The sequence below is a fragment of the Eisenbergiella massiliensis genome, assembly GCF_003435485.1.
This window is the reverse complement of the sequence record NZ_QVLV01000006.1, coordinates 89,992-107,095: the sequence shown is the minus strand read 5'-3', so window position 1 is coordinate 107,095 and position 17,104 is coordinate 89,992. Positions and strand designations below refer to the sequence as shown.

Annotated in this window: 19 protein-coding genes; 1 reads left to right on the top strand and 18 read right to left on the bottom strand. The window is 45.5% G+C overall.

The features are described from left to right. Positions 1–31: 31 nt before the first annotated feature. The 10 genes from DXC51_RS10560 to DXC51_RS10505 all read right to left on the bottom strand — a co-directional run bounded on the left by DXC51_RS10560 (position 32) and on the right by DXC51_RS10505 (position 5,768). Positions 32–607, bottom strand: coding sequence for a hypothetical protein (locus DXC51_RS10560; protein ID WP_117544482.1), 576 nt, complete (start codon positions 605–607; stop codon positions 32–34). 162 nt (positions 608–769) lie between these two features. Further along, positions 770–1,300 carry a cysteine hydrolase family protein gene (locus DXC51_RS10555; protein WP_117544481.1) on the bottom strand — a complete coding sequence of 177 codons (531 nt, stop codon included), beginning with the start codon at positions 1,298–1,300 and terminating at the stop codon, positions 770–772. Between the two features lie 153 nt (positions 1,301–1,453). Next, on the bottom strand, positions 1,454–1,750 hold the full coding sequence (locus DXC51_RS10550; protein ID WP_117544480.1) for a DUF2695 domain-containing protein: 297 nt from the start codon (positions 1,748–1,750) through the stop codon (positions 1,454–1,456). A 65-nt stretch (positions 1,751–1,815) separates the two neighbouring features. Further along, positions 1,816–2,190 (bottom strand): SMI1/KNR4 family protein, encoded by a 375-nt coding sequence (locus DXC51_RS10545; protein ID WP_117544479.1) that lies wholly within the window; start codon positions 2,188–2,190, stop codon positions 1,816–1,818. A gap of 196 nt (positions 2,191–2,386) precedes the next feature. Beyond that, positions 2,387–2,773 carry a hypothetical protein gene (locus tag DXC51_RS10535; RefSeq protein ID WP_021638052.1) on the bottom strand — a complete coding sequence of 129 codons (387 nt, stop codon included), beginning with the start codon at positions 2,771–2,773 and terminating at the stop codon, positions 2,387–2,389. Positions 2,774–2,918: 145 nt separating this feature from the next. Beyond that, complete coding sequence (locus tag DXC51_RS10530) at positions 2,919–3,125, bottom strand: hypothetical protein (RefSeq protein ID WP_025490753.1); 207 nt, start codon at positions 3,123–3,125, stop codon at positions 2,919–2,921. 43 nt (positions 3,126–3,168) lie between these two features. Continuing rightward, positions 3,169–3,543 carry a DUF7668 domain-containing protein gene (locus DXC51_RS10525; RefSeq protein WP_021638055.1) on the bottom strand — a complete coding sequence of 125 codons (375 nt, stop codon included), beginning with the start codon at positions 3,541–3,543 and terminating at the stop codon, positions 3,169–3,171. A 315-nt stretch (positions 3,544–3,858) separates the two neighbouring features. Continuing rightward, positions 3,859–4,197 (bottom strand): hypothetical protein, encoded by a 339-nt coding sequence (locus DXC51_RS10515; RefSeq protein ID WP_021638057.1) that lies wholly within the window; start codon positions 4,195–4,197, stop codon positions 3,859–3,861. Positions 4,198–4,267: 70 nt separating this feature from the next. Next, positions 4,268–4,741, bottom strand: a complete 474-nt coding sequence (locus DXC51_RS10510; protein WP_117544478.1) for a GNAT family N-acetyltransferase — start codon at positions 4,739–4,741, stop codon at positions 4,268–4,270. 163 nt (positions 4,742–4,904) lie between these two features. Then, positions 4,905–5,768: a hypothetical protein gene (locus tag DXC51_RS10505; protein ID WP_117544477.1), complete on the bottom strand. Its 864-nt coding sequence runs from the start codon at positions 5,766–5,768 to the stop codon at positions 4,905–4,907. Positions 5,769–6,144: 376 nt separating this feature from the next. On the opposite strand from DXC51_RS10505, the gene DXC51_RS10500 reads away from it, so the two are divergent. After that, a complete protein-coding gene (locus DXC51_RS10500; RefSeq protein ID WP_117544476.1) occupies positions 6,145–7,317 on the top strand; it encodes an MFS transporter in 1,173 nt (390 codons plus the stop codon). A 76-nt stretch (positions 7,318–7,393) separates the two neighbouring features. Here the strand turns inward: DXC51_RS10500 and DXC51_RS10495 are convergent, their stop codons facing one another. From DXC51_RS10495 to DXC51_RS30260, 8 genes are all read right to left on the bottom strand, one after another. Next, a complete protein-coding gene (locus tag DXC51_RS10495; protein WP_207660857.1) occupies positions 7,394–7,981 on the bottom strand; it encodes a hypothetical protein in 588 nt (195 codons plus the stop codon). 72 nt (positions 7,982–8,053) lie between these two features. Further along, positions 8,054–8,464, bottom strand: a complete 411-nt coding sequence (locus DXC51_RS10490) for a GNAT family N-acetyltransferase (protein ID WP_117544475.1) — start codon at positions 8,462–8,464, stop codon at positions 8,054–8,056. Between the two features lie 825 nt (positions 8,465–9,289). Beyond that, positions 9,290–10,315, bottom strand: coding sequence for a branched-chain amino acid aminotransferase (locus DXC51_RS10485; protein ID WP_021638065.1), 1,026 nt, complete (start codon positions 10,313–10,315; stop codon positions 9,290–9,292). Positions 10,316–10,386: 71 nt separating this feature from the next. Further along, entirely contained in the window at positions 10,387–10,842 is a 456-nt protein-coding gene (locus DXC51_RS10480) for a GNAT family N-acetyltransferase (protein ID WP_117544474.1), read from the bottom strand. Between the two features lie 24 nt (positions 10,843–10,866). After that, positions 10,867–11,808: a magnesium transporter CorA family protein gene (locus tag DXC51_RS10475; RefSeq protein ID WP_021638067.1), complete on the bottom strand. Its 942-nt coding sequence runs from the start codon at positions 11,806–11,808 to the stop codon at positions 10,867–10,869. Positions 11,809–11,987: 179 nt separating this feature from the next. Next, complete coding sequence (locus tag DXC51_RS10470) at positions 11,988–13,181, bottom strand: oligogalacturonate lyase family protein (RefSeq protein WP_025490748.1); 1,194 nt, start codon at positions 13,179–13,181, stop codon at positions 11,988–11,990. A gap of 103 nt (positions 13,182–13,284) precedes the next feature. Beyond that, positions 13,285–14,532: an FG-GAP-like repeat-containing protein gene (locus DXC51_RS10465; protein WP_025490747.1), complete on the bottom strand. Its 1,248-nt coding sequence runs from the start codon at positions 14,530–14,532 to the stop codon at positions 13,285–13,287. A 52-nt stretch (positions 14,533–14,584) separates the two neighbouring features. Then, on the bottom strand, positions 14,585–17,005 hold the full coding sequence (locus DXC51_RS30260; RefSeq protein WP_117544473.1) for a rhamnogalacturonan lyase: 2,421 nt from the start codon (positions 17,003–17,005) through the stop codon (positions 14,585–14,587). Positions 17,006–17,104 lie beyond the last annotated feature (99 nt).

Below are 17,104 nucleotides of genomic sequence, written 5' to 3'. Positions count from 1 at the left end.
TATAATCACGTAAACCGGGAAAAGCGGCTGTTCATTCGACTTTGATATCATACTCCGGCGGAGATTTTATATCAATCGTACAAAATCTGTATTTTTCCTTATGCCCGTAAGCTCCGGGACATATGTAGCAACTGCCTGCAATTTTAACGGCCTGCTTTCTGAAGATTCTTTTCAGTTCATCATACAGCTGTTTAACCGTATTATTATCATAATACATCGTCGAAATTTCTGTCGGGAAAATAGCGCAGTCTTTGTATATCCCATTAAGATCAATACAAATAAAGGCTGAATTCCCTGCATCTAAAGCGCTGTATCTTGTTATCTCCTGTCCATCAGCGTCCTTGTATTGGTACACCCGCCACAGGCATTCCTCGGACTTGAAAAAAACAAGTATCTGCCTGTTTCCCTGGTGGGAACCATGAAAATTAATACCCAGATTTTCAATATCCATGATGTTATTATAAGAAATTTCCCCCGCATCGGAGTAGGTCGGTACGTAATATATTTCCCATTTGCCTTGAAGCTCCTCAAATACGTTCTGTAAATCTTTTTTTTCTGCAAAAGCCCGAAAACGTCTTATTTTCATATTGATTTTTCCAGCCCCCATAGCCCGGTACGCCTTACAGCAAATTATGAACCTTTTAGCCAATTTTCACTATCCGGGAAAATAACGACTCCATACTGGTCCAAAAAACAAGCTCTCAAGTACACCTCTCCCACAGAGGTAAACAAACTCTAATCAGCCCGACTCTCCGGGATTTGTACCAATCTATTTATTTCCTAACATTTCCAAAGCGTCTTTCATAGTGATACATCTGGCATATCTATCAGGCCACATAAAATTGTTATAATATTTATAAGCCGCCTCTTTTGAGAAATACTTATTATCAAATGTTGAATTTGTGTACTCCGGAACAATCATTTCAAAGCCATGTTCAAAACCGCTTTTAATTGTCGCATCAATACAAAAATCAGTTTGCAATCCGACTATCAGAATTTGCTTTTCTTCTCTTTCCTGTAAATATGCAAGAAGCCCTGTTGATACATGAAATGAACTGTTCACAGTCTTACAAAAAATTTTCTCATTTACTTTTGGCTTGAATTCTCCATATATTTCATATGCTTCATCACCTTTTGTAAATCCGGTTCCCGGACCATCATCATGCTGGACATATATGATTTCAACTCCATTTTGTCTTGCTGTTTCAATCAATAGCTTAATATTACGTTTTACCTTTTCAAATTCATATAGTCTATTATCAGTAATTCCATTTTGCGTATCCACAACTAATAAAACCATTTATTTTCTCCATCAAACTCAAATTTTTGCATTACATTCCGGAATTAAGTTTTTTTTTGCAAATCTACCAACGATTTCCGTAACATGACGGTCTGGGGCTGCAAACCCGATAATCTCTTTCATAGCTTCTGTTGTATATCCTTTTGCCCAATATCAACATGTTTCAATATCATATTTTTCATAGCAGTTTAGCAACACTTCACAATCACAATATCCACCCATTTCATGGATTTCTGCTATTACACTTTCTATTTTTTCTGGCGGTAAATTATTTTCAAGCCACTGTTCAGTAAAATGTAAGGTATTATCACAGGCGGTTTTCAATAGTTGTACTTCCAAATAACGAAAAAGGCTCCGTACCTTTGTTTTACTGAGAATATATTTTTTGTTTTGAGCTGCTTTCCATTTTTTCAGTAATGCTTTTTTCTCTTCTTTTGACAGTTCTGACATGGTATAGTACTCCTTTGCACCAAAATCAATCAGACGGATTTAATCTGTCTATTAAACTGGAACTGTTATTTCCAGAAATTATTTATTTTATCTGGAAGCAAATTTATATCATCTCCCAAAACAGTTACATCATCTTCATCCATTATAGCCGGAACATTAAAATAAACTCCATCACTGTCAATTCCATAAAGTTCTCCATTACCATTTGAACCTATTATAATATGATCAGGCAAAAAATCCTCAATACAATAATCATCATTAATTTCCTGCAAATCTTCCAAAGTGAAAAATTCAAGCCATGTTTCACCAATATCACCTTGACCACCATTATGCTTTTTCATAAATTCCAAATATTGTTTTGGCAAAACAACATTGTTTATTTGCTTAATCTCATTCCCAATATAAGGTTCATTAAAAACAAAGTTTCCACATTTATCCATATTTAGGTTCTCCGCTATAATATCAAATATCTCTCTTGCGTCTCATCTGCCAGAAGACAACTTCTATTGTTTAATCAGGAAATGCTATAAATGAATCCAATTCATCCTATGGTGCATCTTTGTGTAAAATCTCATATATTTCTGTACACAAACTGCCATAATAATTTTTCATCATTTCTTCCATATCAAGCTTCGCTCACTTAATATACGCTGTAATTTGAATCGTTCCATTATCGGAAGTCATTTGGAGATATCCCCAGTCAAACAAAAGTGAGCCGTTGTCATCCGTACCTGTGGAAGTCGTTTGATAATGCTCCAACAGTGCGGTATAGTCTGCGTCCGTTGTGTCCTCAAAGGTCACAGTTAAAATAGAATCGTAATCTTTATTATCTTTTATCCCGGAAGAATAATAGGTGTTACCCAATGTGCCAACCGTCATTTCCAAAACATCCGGAATATCTGCATCATCCACCCCCGGAAAAGTGCCGTCTGTTTTTTCATTTCCGGCATTGCAGGCGGTAAAACTAAGTATTGCACAAAATAAAAGCAGAGTGGCCATGACCTTTTTTCTAACAGACTTCATAAAAATTCTCCTGTTCCCATATTATTTTTTGTCGTCCGGCATTCGGACATTTCGCTGTTTTTCCAGTTCAAAAAATATGCCTGTCCGCTTGTTCTTCAAGCCCTGGGGAATATTTCACACCAGCTAAAAATATCTACTGAAAAATTCATTCAACCTTATTAAAAATAACTGTCTTCTCTTTCATGGATATTTTCCCTACCTGATAACCATATTCCGTAAGTTCTTTTTTATAATTCAAGAAAGAGTGATCAAGTGGTATTCCCACAATATCCTGTATTTCTTCAAAAGTCAGCTTAAATGACTGACTGCCTTTTTTCTGTACATACTCCCATAAAGAATCGTATTTACTCATGATTCATATTCCTTTCTTCTACCAACAATTGTTACATAAAATATCAAAGGGTGTGTAGATCTTCAAGTATAACTCTATATCCGTCCCCCTCTTTCAAAAATTCTACTTGAATTGTTAAATCATTCCCTACACCGTTTGTTGTCAGGTCATAATCCAGATAAAAACCTCCTCCATCGCTAAAAGGCGCCAAACACTCCTCCTGATACCTGTTTGTTACCAGAACCGGATTGTCCACTTTCAGTACAGGGCGGGTTTCATCTAAGTATCTGAGCGCTAAGATCAGGTCCTGCTCTGATAAGCGGCTGCTATCAAACTGCGCTAAAAAAGAAGAATAATTTTCCGCAGATAATATTCCCAATGCGTGTTCTATAAAAGCAATAAAACTTTCCTGTTCCTTTCCTTTCTCAGCGTATACCATCGCCTGTCCCTCCTTATCACATTTTATATAGTAATTCTTCCACTTACAGGCACACCTTCAGCCCATTTCCTACAAAGGAAACCATATCTTCATGGCATTCCGTAATAAGCCATTCATATTTTACACAAACATCATAGCACAAAAAGTCATTATGTTTTGCCGGAATGAGCTTAAATTCAGTATCCCTGTATCCGCGTTTATAATGTATTTTTTTCGCAGGCAGCGAAGCGTCCAGTACAATCTCTGATTTGTCGAATACACTCCATCCCCCACAGATAAAAAAGCAGGGTCAGGATTATTCCATTTTCTCCGAAATCATTTCAGTTCTACAATGACAGACCCCTTCATTGCATCCGCATCCTTCAGTAAACTGCTGTACAGGCTTTTCGATACAGCTTCAAAGCTCAGGCTTTTATCATCTGTCAACACGACAAAGCAGCTGTCTTTCTCAGCATTAGGCATTCTCCCGTTTAACTCCAGCCTGTACTTGTATATGGTATCATCACATTTCCATGTGCCATCCTTCATTTCATAATATGTCTTCATTACTCCGCTGTCTTCGGATTGTTCATAGGTATTAACAATCTCATTTTCTCCGCAGCCGACAAACAACATCAGGCAAACGGCCAATATTGCAAATATTTTTTTATTCATTTCATCCTCTCTTTCCTGCGCTTAATGCCTAAATACCAAACAATCCATTGGATTCACTGCCGCCCGGACATTACAATTTACATATCATTATATATTCTTCTTCATTTTCAGCAACCGTTTGAAATCCGACATTTTTATACATATTCACGGCATAATTGGCTTTTTGGACTGCTAAAGAAGCCTGTTTATAACCATTTTCCCTTAGCAGGGCAAGCATCCTTTTCATTAAAGCCGTACCGATTCCATAGCCTCTGTATTCTTTATATAAGGAAATCGCAAATGACGGGGTTTCGTTATCTATATGGCCGTAATCATCCATAATACGGACCCAGGCGGCGCCGATGATCTGAGCATTCGCCTCTGCAACCAGGCCAAAATCTCCGGCCCTTTTTCCAAACCCGGCTACATACACCTGTAATTCCGGCTTCTTTATTATATTTTTTTCCGGCGGCTGTACTCCCTCCGGAACAAATATTGCCTCATATAAGAAATCCTCTAAAACAGCTGTCTCATTTTCATTTATTTTCCTGATTATATAATTCATTCCATACCTCCGATTATCTGCAATTTAGTAATCCATTCCTGTTTTATCCCCAGATATCCGGAATATCAGAGACTTTCAAAGCTTTCATTTCTTTTTCCATTCAGCAGACATTCAATATCATCAAGCCTTTTATAATATAACTGTCTTGTCCTCTCTAATTCCTTTAGAACGCAGCTTCACGTTCTTTTGCCATTTCAGATAATAAAGTTGGCAGGTCGGGAAAGGTTAAATCTTCTGCGTATTCTGCCCGTTCTACAAGTACTTCAAAATCCATGCTGTCAATCATTTTCCTGCTCCATTCCCGGTTTTCTTCCTGTTGCGAAAGCGCAGGCACACTTTCCTCCGTGAGTCCCAAATCGTGGCCGAAAGACCACAATTTCCGTTCCGCCTGTAAGTCAGTAGAACCTTCATAGGGAAAGAAAGAAATAGATATATAGTTTTCTCCCTCTTTTGTGCAGTGCATTGTCACTTTGTTAAATTCTCCGTTTTCATCCAGATAAAACAGTAACTCCGCAAAAGTTATTTGCTGCCCGTCTATCTGTGCTGCGGGGTACTCCGCTTTCAGCAAATTCTTATGGTCAGAAGCCATAGGGATATATTTACAGGTAAGTTTTACATCCTCCAGTTCTAAAAGTTGACGGGCAAGGTTCCATTTTTCCTTTGCAAAATTCTCTGTTTCAAGTTTTTCCCACTCCATATCACGATAAAACAGCTTGTCATCGGTATAGTAATACAAACGCCCGTCATACCAGACAGAATAATCTTTCCCGCTTATTTCATAATAGGCCAACGTATATTCTTCTGTTTTATAAACATCAACTATAGAATTAAAATCACTGGAAACAGAATAGCCTTTCCAGTCCCCAAAATCGATTTGATACATGCTTGAAGAAATATCCTCATAAATTGCCTGCGCCTTTTCTCCGGAATATGTCTTTTCTCCAAAAGGCTCCTGTCCCGGCAGCGCAATACAGCCGGAAAGGAAGCAGAACAGACCGCAGATAATACAGATTGCTTTTATTCGCATTTGATTGAATCCTCCAAAGTTTTTGCTTTTTTCCACCGAAAACGGAAGTTAACTGCAAATTGCTCTCAGCCGCAGAAGAGATATCCCCCGATATTTTCTGATTCTTTTTGGAGCATACATTCTGCGTCTATGCCAATGGAAAAAATCAGCTTTCTCCGTTCATCAAACATTCAATATCAAAAATATGACAACACAATATTCATTATACAACACTCCCCCCGCCATACACAAACTTTTCCTGTAAACTGTTGGAACCGTCGAATTTCCATATAATTTTATTATGGATTTCTTTTCCAATCAGTTCTTCCTGTATTCATTATTTCGTGCTATACTAAGGATTTGAGTGAAATGCTAATCAGAGTTTGGAGGGAAAGAAATGTACTCACTTTTACTTGCGCTTATTTATGTGGCTTTTATCAGTCTCGGACTTCCCGATTCGCTTCTTGGTTCGGGCTGGCCTGTTATGCACAGTGACCTGAATGTGCCGATTTCCTTTATGGGAATCGTTTCCATGGTCATTTCAGGAGGAACGATTATCTCAAGTATCCTGTCCGACAGGCTGACAAGAAAATTCGGCACCCGGATTGTAACTGTTGTCAGCGTATTTCTGACAGCGATTGCTTTATTTGGTTTTTCCATTTCAAGCCAGTTCTGGATGCTGATTATTTTCGCAATTCCTTACGGTTTCGGCGCCGGGGCAATTGATGCCGCCCTGAATAACTATGTAGCTATTCATTATACGTCAAGACATATGAGCTGGCTGCATTGCTTCTGGGGCGTGGGAACGATTGTCAGCCCGTTCGTCATGAGCTATGCTTTAACAAATTCTACCTGGAACAACGGCTACCGTATTGTCTCATTCCTGCAGCTGGGCATAGGGGTGCTTTTGCTTGTCACCCTCCCTGTCTGGAAAACTAACGGGCAGAATGCAGATGCGAATGGAGAAAGCATCGGAATAATCGGTGCACTGAAAATCAAAGGCGTTCCGTTTCTTTTAACCGGCTTTTTTGCCTATTGCGCTGTGGAAGCAACTGCGATGTACTGGGCCAGCACTTACCTGGTTGAAGTAAAGGGCATAACAGTAGACCGGGCAGCCCAATTTGCCTCGCTGTTTTACATAGGGCTGACCATCGGACGGTTTCTCGGCGGTTTTATTATGAATAAGCTTGGCGACAGAAGGATGATTCTTCTCGGCACCTGCATTTTATCCTGCGGGGTTATTTCTTTGATGCTACCCACAGGGAATCAGCTCGTCTCACTTATTGGCTTTATCATTATCGGCTTCGGCTGTGCGCCGGTCTATCCCTGTATTATTCATTCCACACCGGATAATTTCGGCGCGGAATATTCCGGGGCGATTATCGGGATCCAAATGGCAAGCGCCTATGTGGGCTCCACCTTTATGCCGCCGCTGTTTGGGCTTCTGGGCAGCTTGATCAGCTTCAGAATACTTCCCGTGTATCTCGCTGTTTTTATTATATTAATGATAACCATGACAGAACTGACCTTCAAAATCACAGCCAAAAAAGGCGGTGGGAACCGTTCATAAGGGCTGCTGCATAAGCCTCCTCGGTGAAGGCTGGTATTGCACTGAAACCTTTCTACAGTAATGCTGAAATTCCCGTTTACAATGCATTCCAGATAAAACAAAAAGCAAGGACACAGCCCCATGCGTTCCCTGTTTTCTTCTTCACTATCAACATTCCGTAGATTGCAATAAAAGTAGTAATTAATTCAATGATTCCCCAGAAAGAAAAACTGAGCGGATGAAACAGCAGACAGATTATTCCACAAGTGATGGCGCCATAGTCTAACCATTGATTTTCTGAAGGATATCTTCTGTCAATTATCTCACAGATAACAGCATAGTTAAATCCTTCAAAAAACCCCCAGACAATTACAATGAGCGCCATCCCCAGGACCGACACCGGAAAACCGGCCGCCAGCACATCATTGGTTACCAAAATGCTGAAAGGCCGATAACCGTCGAACTGTCCGCTGGCAAAAATATAACAGATCGAGGGGATAAAACATAAAAACGTTCCCACTGCTGCCTTGCCAGCATTCTTTCTGGTTAATCCAAATGCTGTAAATTTTTCCTTCCGCAGAATACAGACAATGGTAATTCCCAGTCCTGCAATTCCAAACTGGACACCTGCATTCAGCAGCAGACGTGGAATAATTGAAATATCACTGTCTTTAACAAAACCCATCAGCTGCTCTCTCATTACCGCAAACAAAAGGAAAACTCCAAATGTAACAAGCCGCTTCCAACCCGCCACAGCTTAAAACCATTTGCTGGGAATTGTAAGAAAATAGTCATTTTTCTGCCTGAAACCAAGCTTCTCATAAAATCCCCTGGCCATATCCGTCTGCACCAGCCACTCAGAGCCTTCACAGGCCTGCCTGCATCTTCGCACCAGTTCACTGCCGATGCCTTTGTGTTGAAAAGCAGGCAGCACGGCCAAATCGTAAATGACAGACCTAAAATGCAGATCACTTAAAACCCTTACACATCCAATTAATTTTCCATCCGCCCACGCAGAAAACACAAATGCGGAATGAAGGAAGCCGATATTAAAATTATCAATCATCTCCTGCGTCGTCTCTTCCTCTTTTGCCCAGCCAACCGCAAGAAATAATTGATATAACTCATCACAAGGCAAATTCTTATGCTGTTTATATTCTATGTTCATCTTTATCCCCCTGACCGCAGGCCGCCCTGCGATACTGCATTAACTTATCCTCCAAATATCAATCAAATACCGCTTCGCAGGCAACGGGGCATCAAGCCACAACCCCCTTATAATGGAATCTAAATCCATACTTACTGCCATGCCGGCCTACTTATTTTAAAATACACTTTCCGTTTTTTGTTGCTCCCAGATATTCAACGATTCCCAAATCTTCAAGTTCAGCTAAATATCTTTCTACTCTATCATAGCCAAAACATCGCTGAATAGCTGGTAGTTCTTTTTTACATCATCATCAAGATTATCGTCTTATAAAAGAAAATTTAGTTTTTGTCAGGATCATTAAGTAATTTTTGAATTTTTTTCAATTGTTTCAATAACAGCATTATATGTTGATTGATAACCTAATTACGCCTCCCTTATTTTTCAATTATTCAATTACATTGTAATGTAAATAAAAATCTCAGTAAAGAATTTTTTATATAGCATTGTATTTTTCCAACATTAAAATACAAATTTATTTTTCTATATTATAAAATGCCGGAATTATCAAAAAAAGAACGATGTCCGTTTATTCGCACCTGCTCTTTCTAAAAAAACGTGACAAAATATTTATTACGGGGCGACATGCTATTTTACCCCTACATGATATGTTCCATAGAAAGTGGTATCTCAGAAGTCTGTTACATAATTGCTCGCTGAAATAAATCACCTTCTGCTAAAAAGGACTGACACACCACCTTACGTGCGTCAGTCCCAAGAAAATCTTTTTATTCATAAATAGAACAAATAAATATCAGAATATCCATAACCATTCCACAACACATGTTACAGAATAGTCCTTACCCATCCTTCCGGTCCTTCAATTCTTCCCATCTGGATTCCGGTCAGCGTATCATACAGCTTCTGGATAACCGGCCCCATCTCGTCCATGCCACTGGCAAAGCAGATATCCCTGCCATGATCCACTACCTTTCCCACGGGGCTGATGACTGCTGCCGTACCGCAAAGTCCGCATTCCGCAAAGTCCTTCAGTTCCTCCAGCTTTACAGGACGTTCCTCCACTTCCATTCCCAGCATATCCTTTGCCACGACTACCAGGGAACGTCTTGTGATGGAAGGCAGGATGCTGTCTGATTTGGGGATGATGATTTTGCCGTCTTTATCTACAAACAGGAAATTCGCGCCTCCTGTTTCTTCCACATAAGTCCTGGTGGCAGGATCCAGATAGAGGTTTTCGTCAAAACCATTGGCATGTGCGGTCACACATGCATGAAGGCTCATGGCATAGTTAAGGCCGGCCTTGATATGTCCGGTTCCATGAGGAGCCGCACGGTCAAAATCGCTTACGCACAGGGTCAGAGGCTTTGCGCCGCCCTTAAAGTAAGGCCCTACCGGCGTTACAAAAGCACGGAACTGATATTCCTCCGCAGGCTTAACGCCGATTACCGGAGAGCTTGCAAACATATAGGGACGGATATAAAGAGTGGCTCCGCTTCCATAAGGGGGAACCCATGCTGCGTTGGCCGTCACAACCTTATCGATGGCATCCAGGAATCTTTCCTTGGGAAATGCAGGCATCTCCAGACGTTTCGCACTGTCAATCATACGTTCCGCATTCAGATCAGGACGGAAGGTTACAACACGTCCGTCTTCGGTCGTATAAGCTTTCAGCCCCTCAAATATTTCCTGGCAGTACTGCAGGATTCCTGCGCATTCATTCAGCTGAATGGTAGGATCCTCTGTCAGAGTTCCTTCATCCCAGGCCCCGTTCTTATAGTTGGATACATAGCGCTTATCCGTTATGTGATAACCAAATCCCAGATTGGCCCAATCAATATTTTTCTTTTCCATCGCAGCTCACTCCTTTGTTATAAACTTTACTGATTTAATTCATTGAATCCTATTATAGCACTATTTTTTTATCAGTCAAAGATTTTTTTCATCACATAATTCGTGAGCTTAACTCCCTTTCGCACCACCTGCTGTTCCTTCATCACCCGATACCCTCTTTTTTCAAAAAAGGGCCTGGCGGTAATGGATGCATGTGTGGTGAAATACGCTGCGGCGCAGTTTTCTTCCAGCCGGTCACAGAGGGCGCTGGCAATCCCTTTTTTCTGATAATCCTTATGTACATAGAGCCGGTCCAGATATCCGGCCGCATCCATATCCGCGAATCCGACGATTACGCCGTTTTCCTCCGCAACAAAAGTATCATGCTCCAGAAAGGAGCGGTTCCAGGCCGCGGTATCCACCTTGCCATCGGCCCAGGCATCCAGCTGTTCTTTTGTATAATCCGCAGCGTTTACCTCATGTACCGTATCGTAAAAAAGCGCCGCCATTTCCCGGCAGTCCTCCGGCCGGTATTCCCTGATCTCCATTCCACCCTCCTGTATGCACTGCTGCTACAGCATCTTCCTTTTCCGCAGAATCCGTATCACAATCAGGCACAGCCCCAGCGTAATCAGGCAGATGATCCCGAAGCCAAAGGGCGTATTCGCCAGCGGCATCCATTTTTCATCCACGTTCATTCCGTAAATCCCGGAAATAATCGTGGGGATCGCCATAACGATTGTGATGGACGCCAGATATTTCATCGCGGTATTCAGCCGGTTGTCAATCACCGCCGAAAGCAGCTCCCTGGTGCCCTTGATGATATCCCGGTAAATCTGGGTCATCTCGATGGCCTGCTGGTTCTCCACCACCACGTCCTCCAGAAGCTCCTGATCCTCCGGGTACTTTTTTATCTTACTGTAGCGCACCAGGCGCTCCAGGACCATTTTGTTGGCGCGCAGGGAGGTGTCAAAATATACCAGGTTGGATTCCAGTTCATGCAGATCGATAAGATCCACATCCTCCGTATCCCCGCCGATATGCTCCTCAATCTCCTTCCGCCTGCGATCCACAATCCGCAGATAGGACTGGTACAGCACACAGGTCCGCAGAAAAATCTGGTAAATAAAACGGATCTGCTTTTTCGTGCTGAATTCCTTTACCATGTTATCCGCAAAGGATTTTAACACAGGCGTATCCTCCGCACAGACCGAAATCAAAGTATCCCCCGCAAAAATCAAACCAAGAGGGATGGTGGTATACGCCTCCCTCTTGTGTCTGTATTCTATGGACGGTATGTCAAACAGTATCAGTGTATAATCATTGCTCACATCCACACGGGAGCTTTCCTCATCATCCAGCGCCGCCCGGATATCCGCGATATCCACCTGAAATTCCCGCGCCACCAGAAGGCATTCCTCCAGAGAGGGATTCACAAGATTCACCCATGCGCCGGGTCTGAAATCCGTTACTTCGCGAAGCAGATTTTTTTCCGTTACATATCTTCTCATCATAGCCAGGTTCCCCGCTTTATAACTTTAGTAACTGTTCAGTCCCCCTCACAGTTACCATTTTTCTATAATTTCAGAACCATCATAACACAATTATATGTTTTTTTCCAACCGGATTTTACGGGACACGGGCGCCTGACGGCAGAACGGAAAGGAACCATAACAGTTCTCAATGCACCTGCTTATCCCTCCGTCCCCTGCTCCATCTGCGCCAAATCCACCATATAAATACAAGGCTTCCCCTCTCTGTCCGATACAAATATCACATGCCTGTTATCCTCCGTAAAGCAGGGATGGGGGTGGGAATCCTGGGGATTGCCGTGCACCGCCCTCCAGGACGTCCCATGGTAGCACAGCTTCCTTTCCTCCCTCTTTTCCACATCCACGAGGTAAATGAAATCATTCTTGATTTCACCGCCTTCCTCCGGCTGGTCCTTCAGCAGATGAATCGGCACATCGCTGCCCTGGGCATCTCCCACCATGTACCGGTTTTTCCGGTCACAGATAAAATGGGCGTAAGGAGAACAAGGCATAAAAATCTCCTCCTCCATGGTATCCGGGTCGATCATACGGATATTCTCCACCTTTTCTCCGGTGGTTTCCCGATAGACAAAGGCCAGCTTTGACCCGTCCGGAAGCCAGAATTCATGAGTCAGAATCAAATCCGAAGGCTGCTGCCTGCAGCAGCGGTAATTGCTCCCGTCGCTCTGGACCAGCCACAATCTGGCGTCAATGAGATCGTAAGGCCCCTCATGGCAGAACATGATGGTGTCCGGATCCCCGGGACGGATCTGCGCATGCCCGAACCAGCAGTCATCCTCCAGCACCGTATGGAAGCTGCCTGTCTGCAGATCGCAGTAAACGATGCGGCAGTGAGGCTTCGCCTTGCAGGTAATCGCAAAAAAGTCCCAGTTTGCCCCCTTCTTCTTCTCCGGCAGGGAATCCCTGCGTGTCTCCACAATGGCAAGGAAACGATTGTCCTCGCTCATTCCCCAGTTTCCGCCGTTCCAGCCCTCCGGAATGCGGTATACACACTCTCTTTCCAGCGTTTCCAGGGAAAGCTTCCAGATCGCCTGCTCCTGCTGGTAAAAAATATGCTTATCATCCGCCGCAATCAATCCGCCGTAATCGTCCAGCCCTTCCCCTTCCGTCAGCTGCACGGCATCACCCGATGCCAAATCCATAAGATAAAGCTGACGCTCGCCGCCAATTTCCGCACAATACAGCAAATGAGAGCCATCCGCAGTCGTCATACGGTTATAAAAATACATATGGTGACTCACATGATCCGGCTCCGTGAGCCTCACCACCCTCGTTCCCGTCTGTTCATCCGTAAACTCCTGAAACCGATTCTTAATCATATCTCCTGCCGCCATCTTTTCCTCTCCTTATTCTCCCACCCACCGTTTTTTCTATACTCCGAAGGATGTATTAAATGAATATAATATTCCGTAACCGCTCAGCCCGCAGTTGCCTTTCCTACCTCTCCCCGCCGGGATACAGCGTGGATCTGTAAAGTCTCTTTTCCTGGGGCACCGGCTTCCCGGAAGGCATTTTCTCCGGTTCAGGCTCCGTACCGCTGTAAACCCAGGCCGTTTCCCCGGAATAGACGATCACATCCTCCTTTCCCCGGCCGAACAGATCTCCATGCAGCACATAGCCGTCATTGGAAAATGTCACCGCCGCCTCACCGTTTCCGTCATACAGCGCAGGCATCACCCCGCCGCCTCTGCGGTATGCAAGGATATAATCCTTCCCGTCGCCGTTCCAGTTGGAAAGCGCGTCCACAATGGTAAGCCATCCGCTGGTTTTCCGGTCCTCCTTCCAAACCTCCCGGCCGCAGCAGTCCAAAAGGAACATCCCGTCCTTTCCGTCCCACTGGCCCTTATAGCCGTCGCCCCGGCGGATTCTGTCAAGCCCCGCCACCTGCAGCCCCGGCTCTCCCGGCAGGAATTTCCCCAGCGCGATATGCTGGGATTCTATGGAGCCGTCATACCGCCACAGCTCCTCCCCATCCGCGCTGTACAGACAGGTCACGCTTCCGCCCACGGCGATTTCCGGCCTGCCGTCGCCGTTCACATCGCCTACCCAGAGACAGTCCGCATGATCCTCCAGCTCATGGCAGGACCACAAAACCCTTCCGTTATGATCCAGCAGATCATAGCCTGCCATCACCTCGTCATAGCCGTCCCCGTTCACATCGGCCGCCCAGGGAAAATGCCCCAGGTTCCCTTCATGGGTCCACAGCACCTCAAACTGCCGGTTCATCGCCCACATATGAAAATACCGATCCTTTAAAATAATATCCTCCGGCTGCTCCTTCCCCGTCAGATTGGCAATGATGATGCAGTCATGGGCTTCCTCTGCCGGCAGCTCATGGCTCTCCTTCACCGAACCGTCGGCGCCGTCCAGAACCAGGAACTTTTTATCCATCACACACAGGATTTCCAGCCGCCCGTCATGATCGATATCATAAATCTGCGCCGGGAAATCCGAGCCGAAGTTTCCAGGCTTTCCCGAGCTGTCGCCCCTCTGCCACAGCAGCTCTCCCGTAAGACGGTACGCGGTGACACAGGTGATCTGATGCGGTACAAAACGATCGTCAATCCCGCTGTCCGCCTGTACAAATACTACCTCCATCCTGCCGTCCCCGTCAATATCCCCCAGAAGGCCCTTGCCGCCTCCTGCTACCGAAATGTCAAAACTGTTTATCAGCTTCGCTTCCATCCCTGCTCCCTTCCGCCTGCTTTAACAGGCATAAAATCCACGTCCGGCCCCGCTATTCCAGCCAGGACAGCACATCCTTGAAATCACAGTCATCCGCGTAATAAAATTTGGTATAGCAGGGCTGGTTATAACAATTATTCTGCCAGGCCACCCCGCAGCGGTACATTGTATCATGCATCAGCGTAAAAAGCTTGTGCCGTGTCAGCTCCGTATTGGTATAAATGCGGATGGCGCTGTCATCCTTTTTCCGGAGCAGCAGCTCCTCCCTGAAATCCCCGAAAATATCCGCTATAAGACAGGGATTTCCCTTCGTGCCGTTGTTTGTCATAGTATCCTCCGGATCCAGCATCACGCCATGGGTATTGTCATTGATTACCCCCGGCTGTACCGTTCCGATGTACTGCGGGCTGTCCAAAATCTGCGTGCTCATATCCGCAGCCCAGCGGATATTGGCGTTGGTTCCGGGCAGCGGCACGTCCAGCTTATTCCCCTTACAGTCAAACACCTCGTTCACCCACACCTGAAGCCCCCTCGTGTTGGGATCGATTTTCCCCACCATACACCGGCCCAGGTCTTCCGTGGCATATTCCCCGAAAAAAGCCTCCCCGCTGCAGGCGTCGCGCAACGCAAAGCCATAAGGCACATGCTCCCCGCCCTCAAACACATTGAAGATCTGGAAGCCCGGCCGATCCGGATCGATTTTTGCCACATGCATGGCGTCCCCGTGCCCCAGCTTGATGCGCAGCCCATCCGGCCGTATGTCACTGCTGCTGTAAAGAAGGGAGCCGTCATGGTCTATCACGGCCGCGCCGTATATGATTTCCATGCATCCGTCGCCGTCCACATCCGCCGTGGAAAGGCTGTGGTTCCCCTGCCCCGCCAGACTTCCATATTCGGGATCCGTCCCTTCCAGCAGATGGACTCCTCCGTCATTAAAAGGATTTGACATGGGCACATGCCCACTGTCCACAAAGAACGTTTCCCGGAACCGGTTTTCAAAAAAATCATACGCAACTACCGTTGTCCTGGTATAATATCCCCGGCAGACGATTAAATACGGACGTTCCCCGTCCAGATAGGCCACGCCTGACAGGAATCTGTCCACCCGGTTGCAGGGTTCTATCCGGGGCATTGCATAATCCCCCCAGATAAGCCCGTCATCCTGCCTTCCCACAGGAAAACGGATCGTCTGCAGCTCTTTGCCGTCCCCTGCAAACATGGTCAGATATTCCGGCCCTTCATAAATGAAGCCCTCAAACTGATCCAGCCTGTTCTTTTCACTTCTGGAGGGCGCATATTCCCTGATAAAAATATCGGCAAGCAAATGCGCATCCTCCTTTGATAAAGGATAAGACACCCGTGGCTGCATGCCCCAGCATTCCTCCAGCGTCTGCGGCCATTCTCCCCTCTTTACCTCAGGGCGATCCTGCCAGAGCGCGAAAACCTCCGCCATATGCTCTCTGTAATCCGCCGCACTGCAGACATAATTATCCTCATGGGAACAGCCGGCCTCCAAATCCTCCGGCAGCATGGTAATATATTTCTCCTCTTTTACCCTGCCGTCCGCAAAAAAGGTGGTCATTTTCGTCCCCGGAGCCGTCTTGACAGCCATTTCCGCCTTCCCGTCCCCATTAAAATCATACACCATAAACTGGGTATAATGCGCGCCGGCCCGGATATTGACTCCCATATCCAGCCGCCATAAAAGCGTCCCGTCCAGCTTATAGCAGTCCAGGTAACACCTGCCAGTATAGCCTTTAATGGATACGTCATGGGAATTGGACGGATCCCACTTTACAATATACTCGTATTCCCCGTCCCCGTCCACATCTCCCACACTCATATCGTTGGCATGGTACACATAGCTTTCCCCTGCAGGGGTCACGCCGCCCGCCGGACGCTTTAACGGCAAATCCAGATATTCCTTCTTCCAGGCCTTCACTTCCTCACAGCGGGCGCCCTCACAGCCGTCCTTTACCGGAGCCACCGCATACCCGTCCCCTGCGCTGCCCGCGCTGTCCAGATAATTGGTGCTCGTACCGACCTGGGCAATCCGTTCCCCATTCCTGTATACATAAAAATCCGTCCCCGTCATTCCGGTGTCACAGTACCCCGACACCTCCCCCAGAAACAGCCGCCAGCTTAAAAAAATCCCGTTTTTTACCGGAACGGCAACCAGTCCCCTGTTCAGCTGCTCCAGCTGCTCGTGGAACACCTTTTTTACCGGCGTCCTGAGAACCCTGCTGCATTCTCCTTCCACGCCGTCCTTCACACAGGACACCTTCAGATAATGCGGGACATGTGTCGCCCTATGCAGCGTGTAGGAGCAGTCCTCCGTCTCCGCCAGCCTGCGGAACTCCATGGACGGCGTATCGTTGTCCGCCCAGTAAACCCGGTAGCCCTCCGCTCCGTCTTCCGGCTCCCAGGCAATTGTTGCTGAAAAATCCGTTATTTCCTGTAATCTTATTTCCATCCCTTTTCCCTTCCTTATAACTGCTCATTTCCTTCACAGCAATAAGGAAGGCTGCAGAATTCTTCCGACCCTGCAGCCTCCCCTTTATCCGGCCATCCG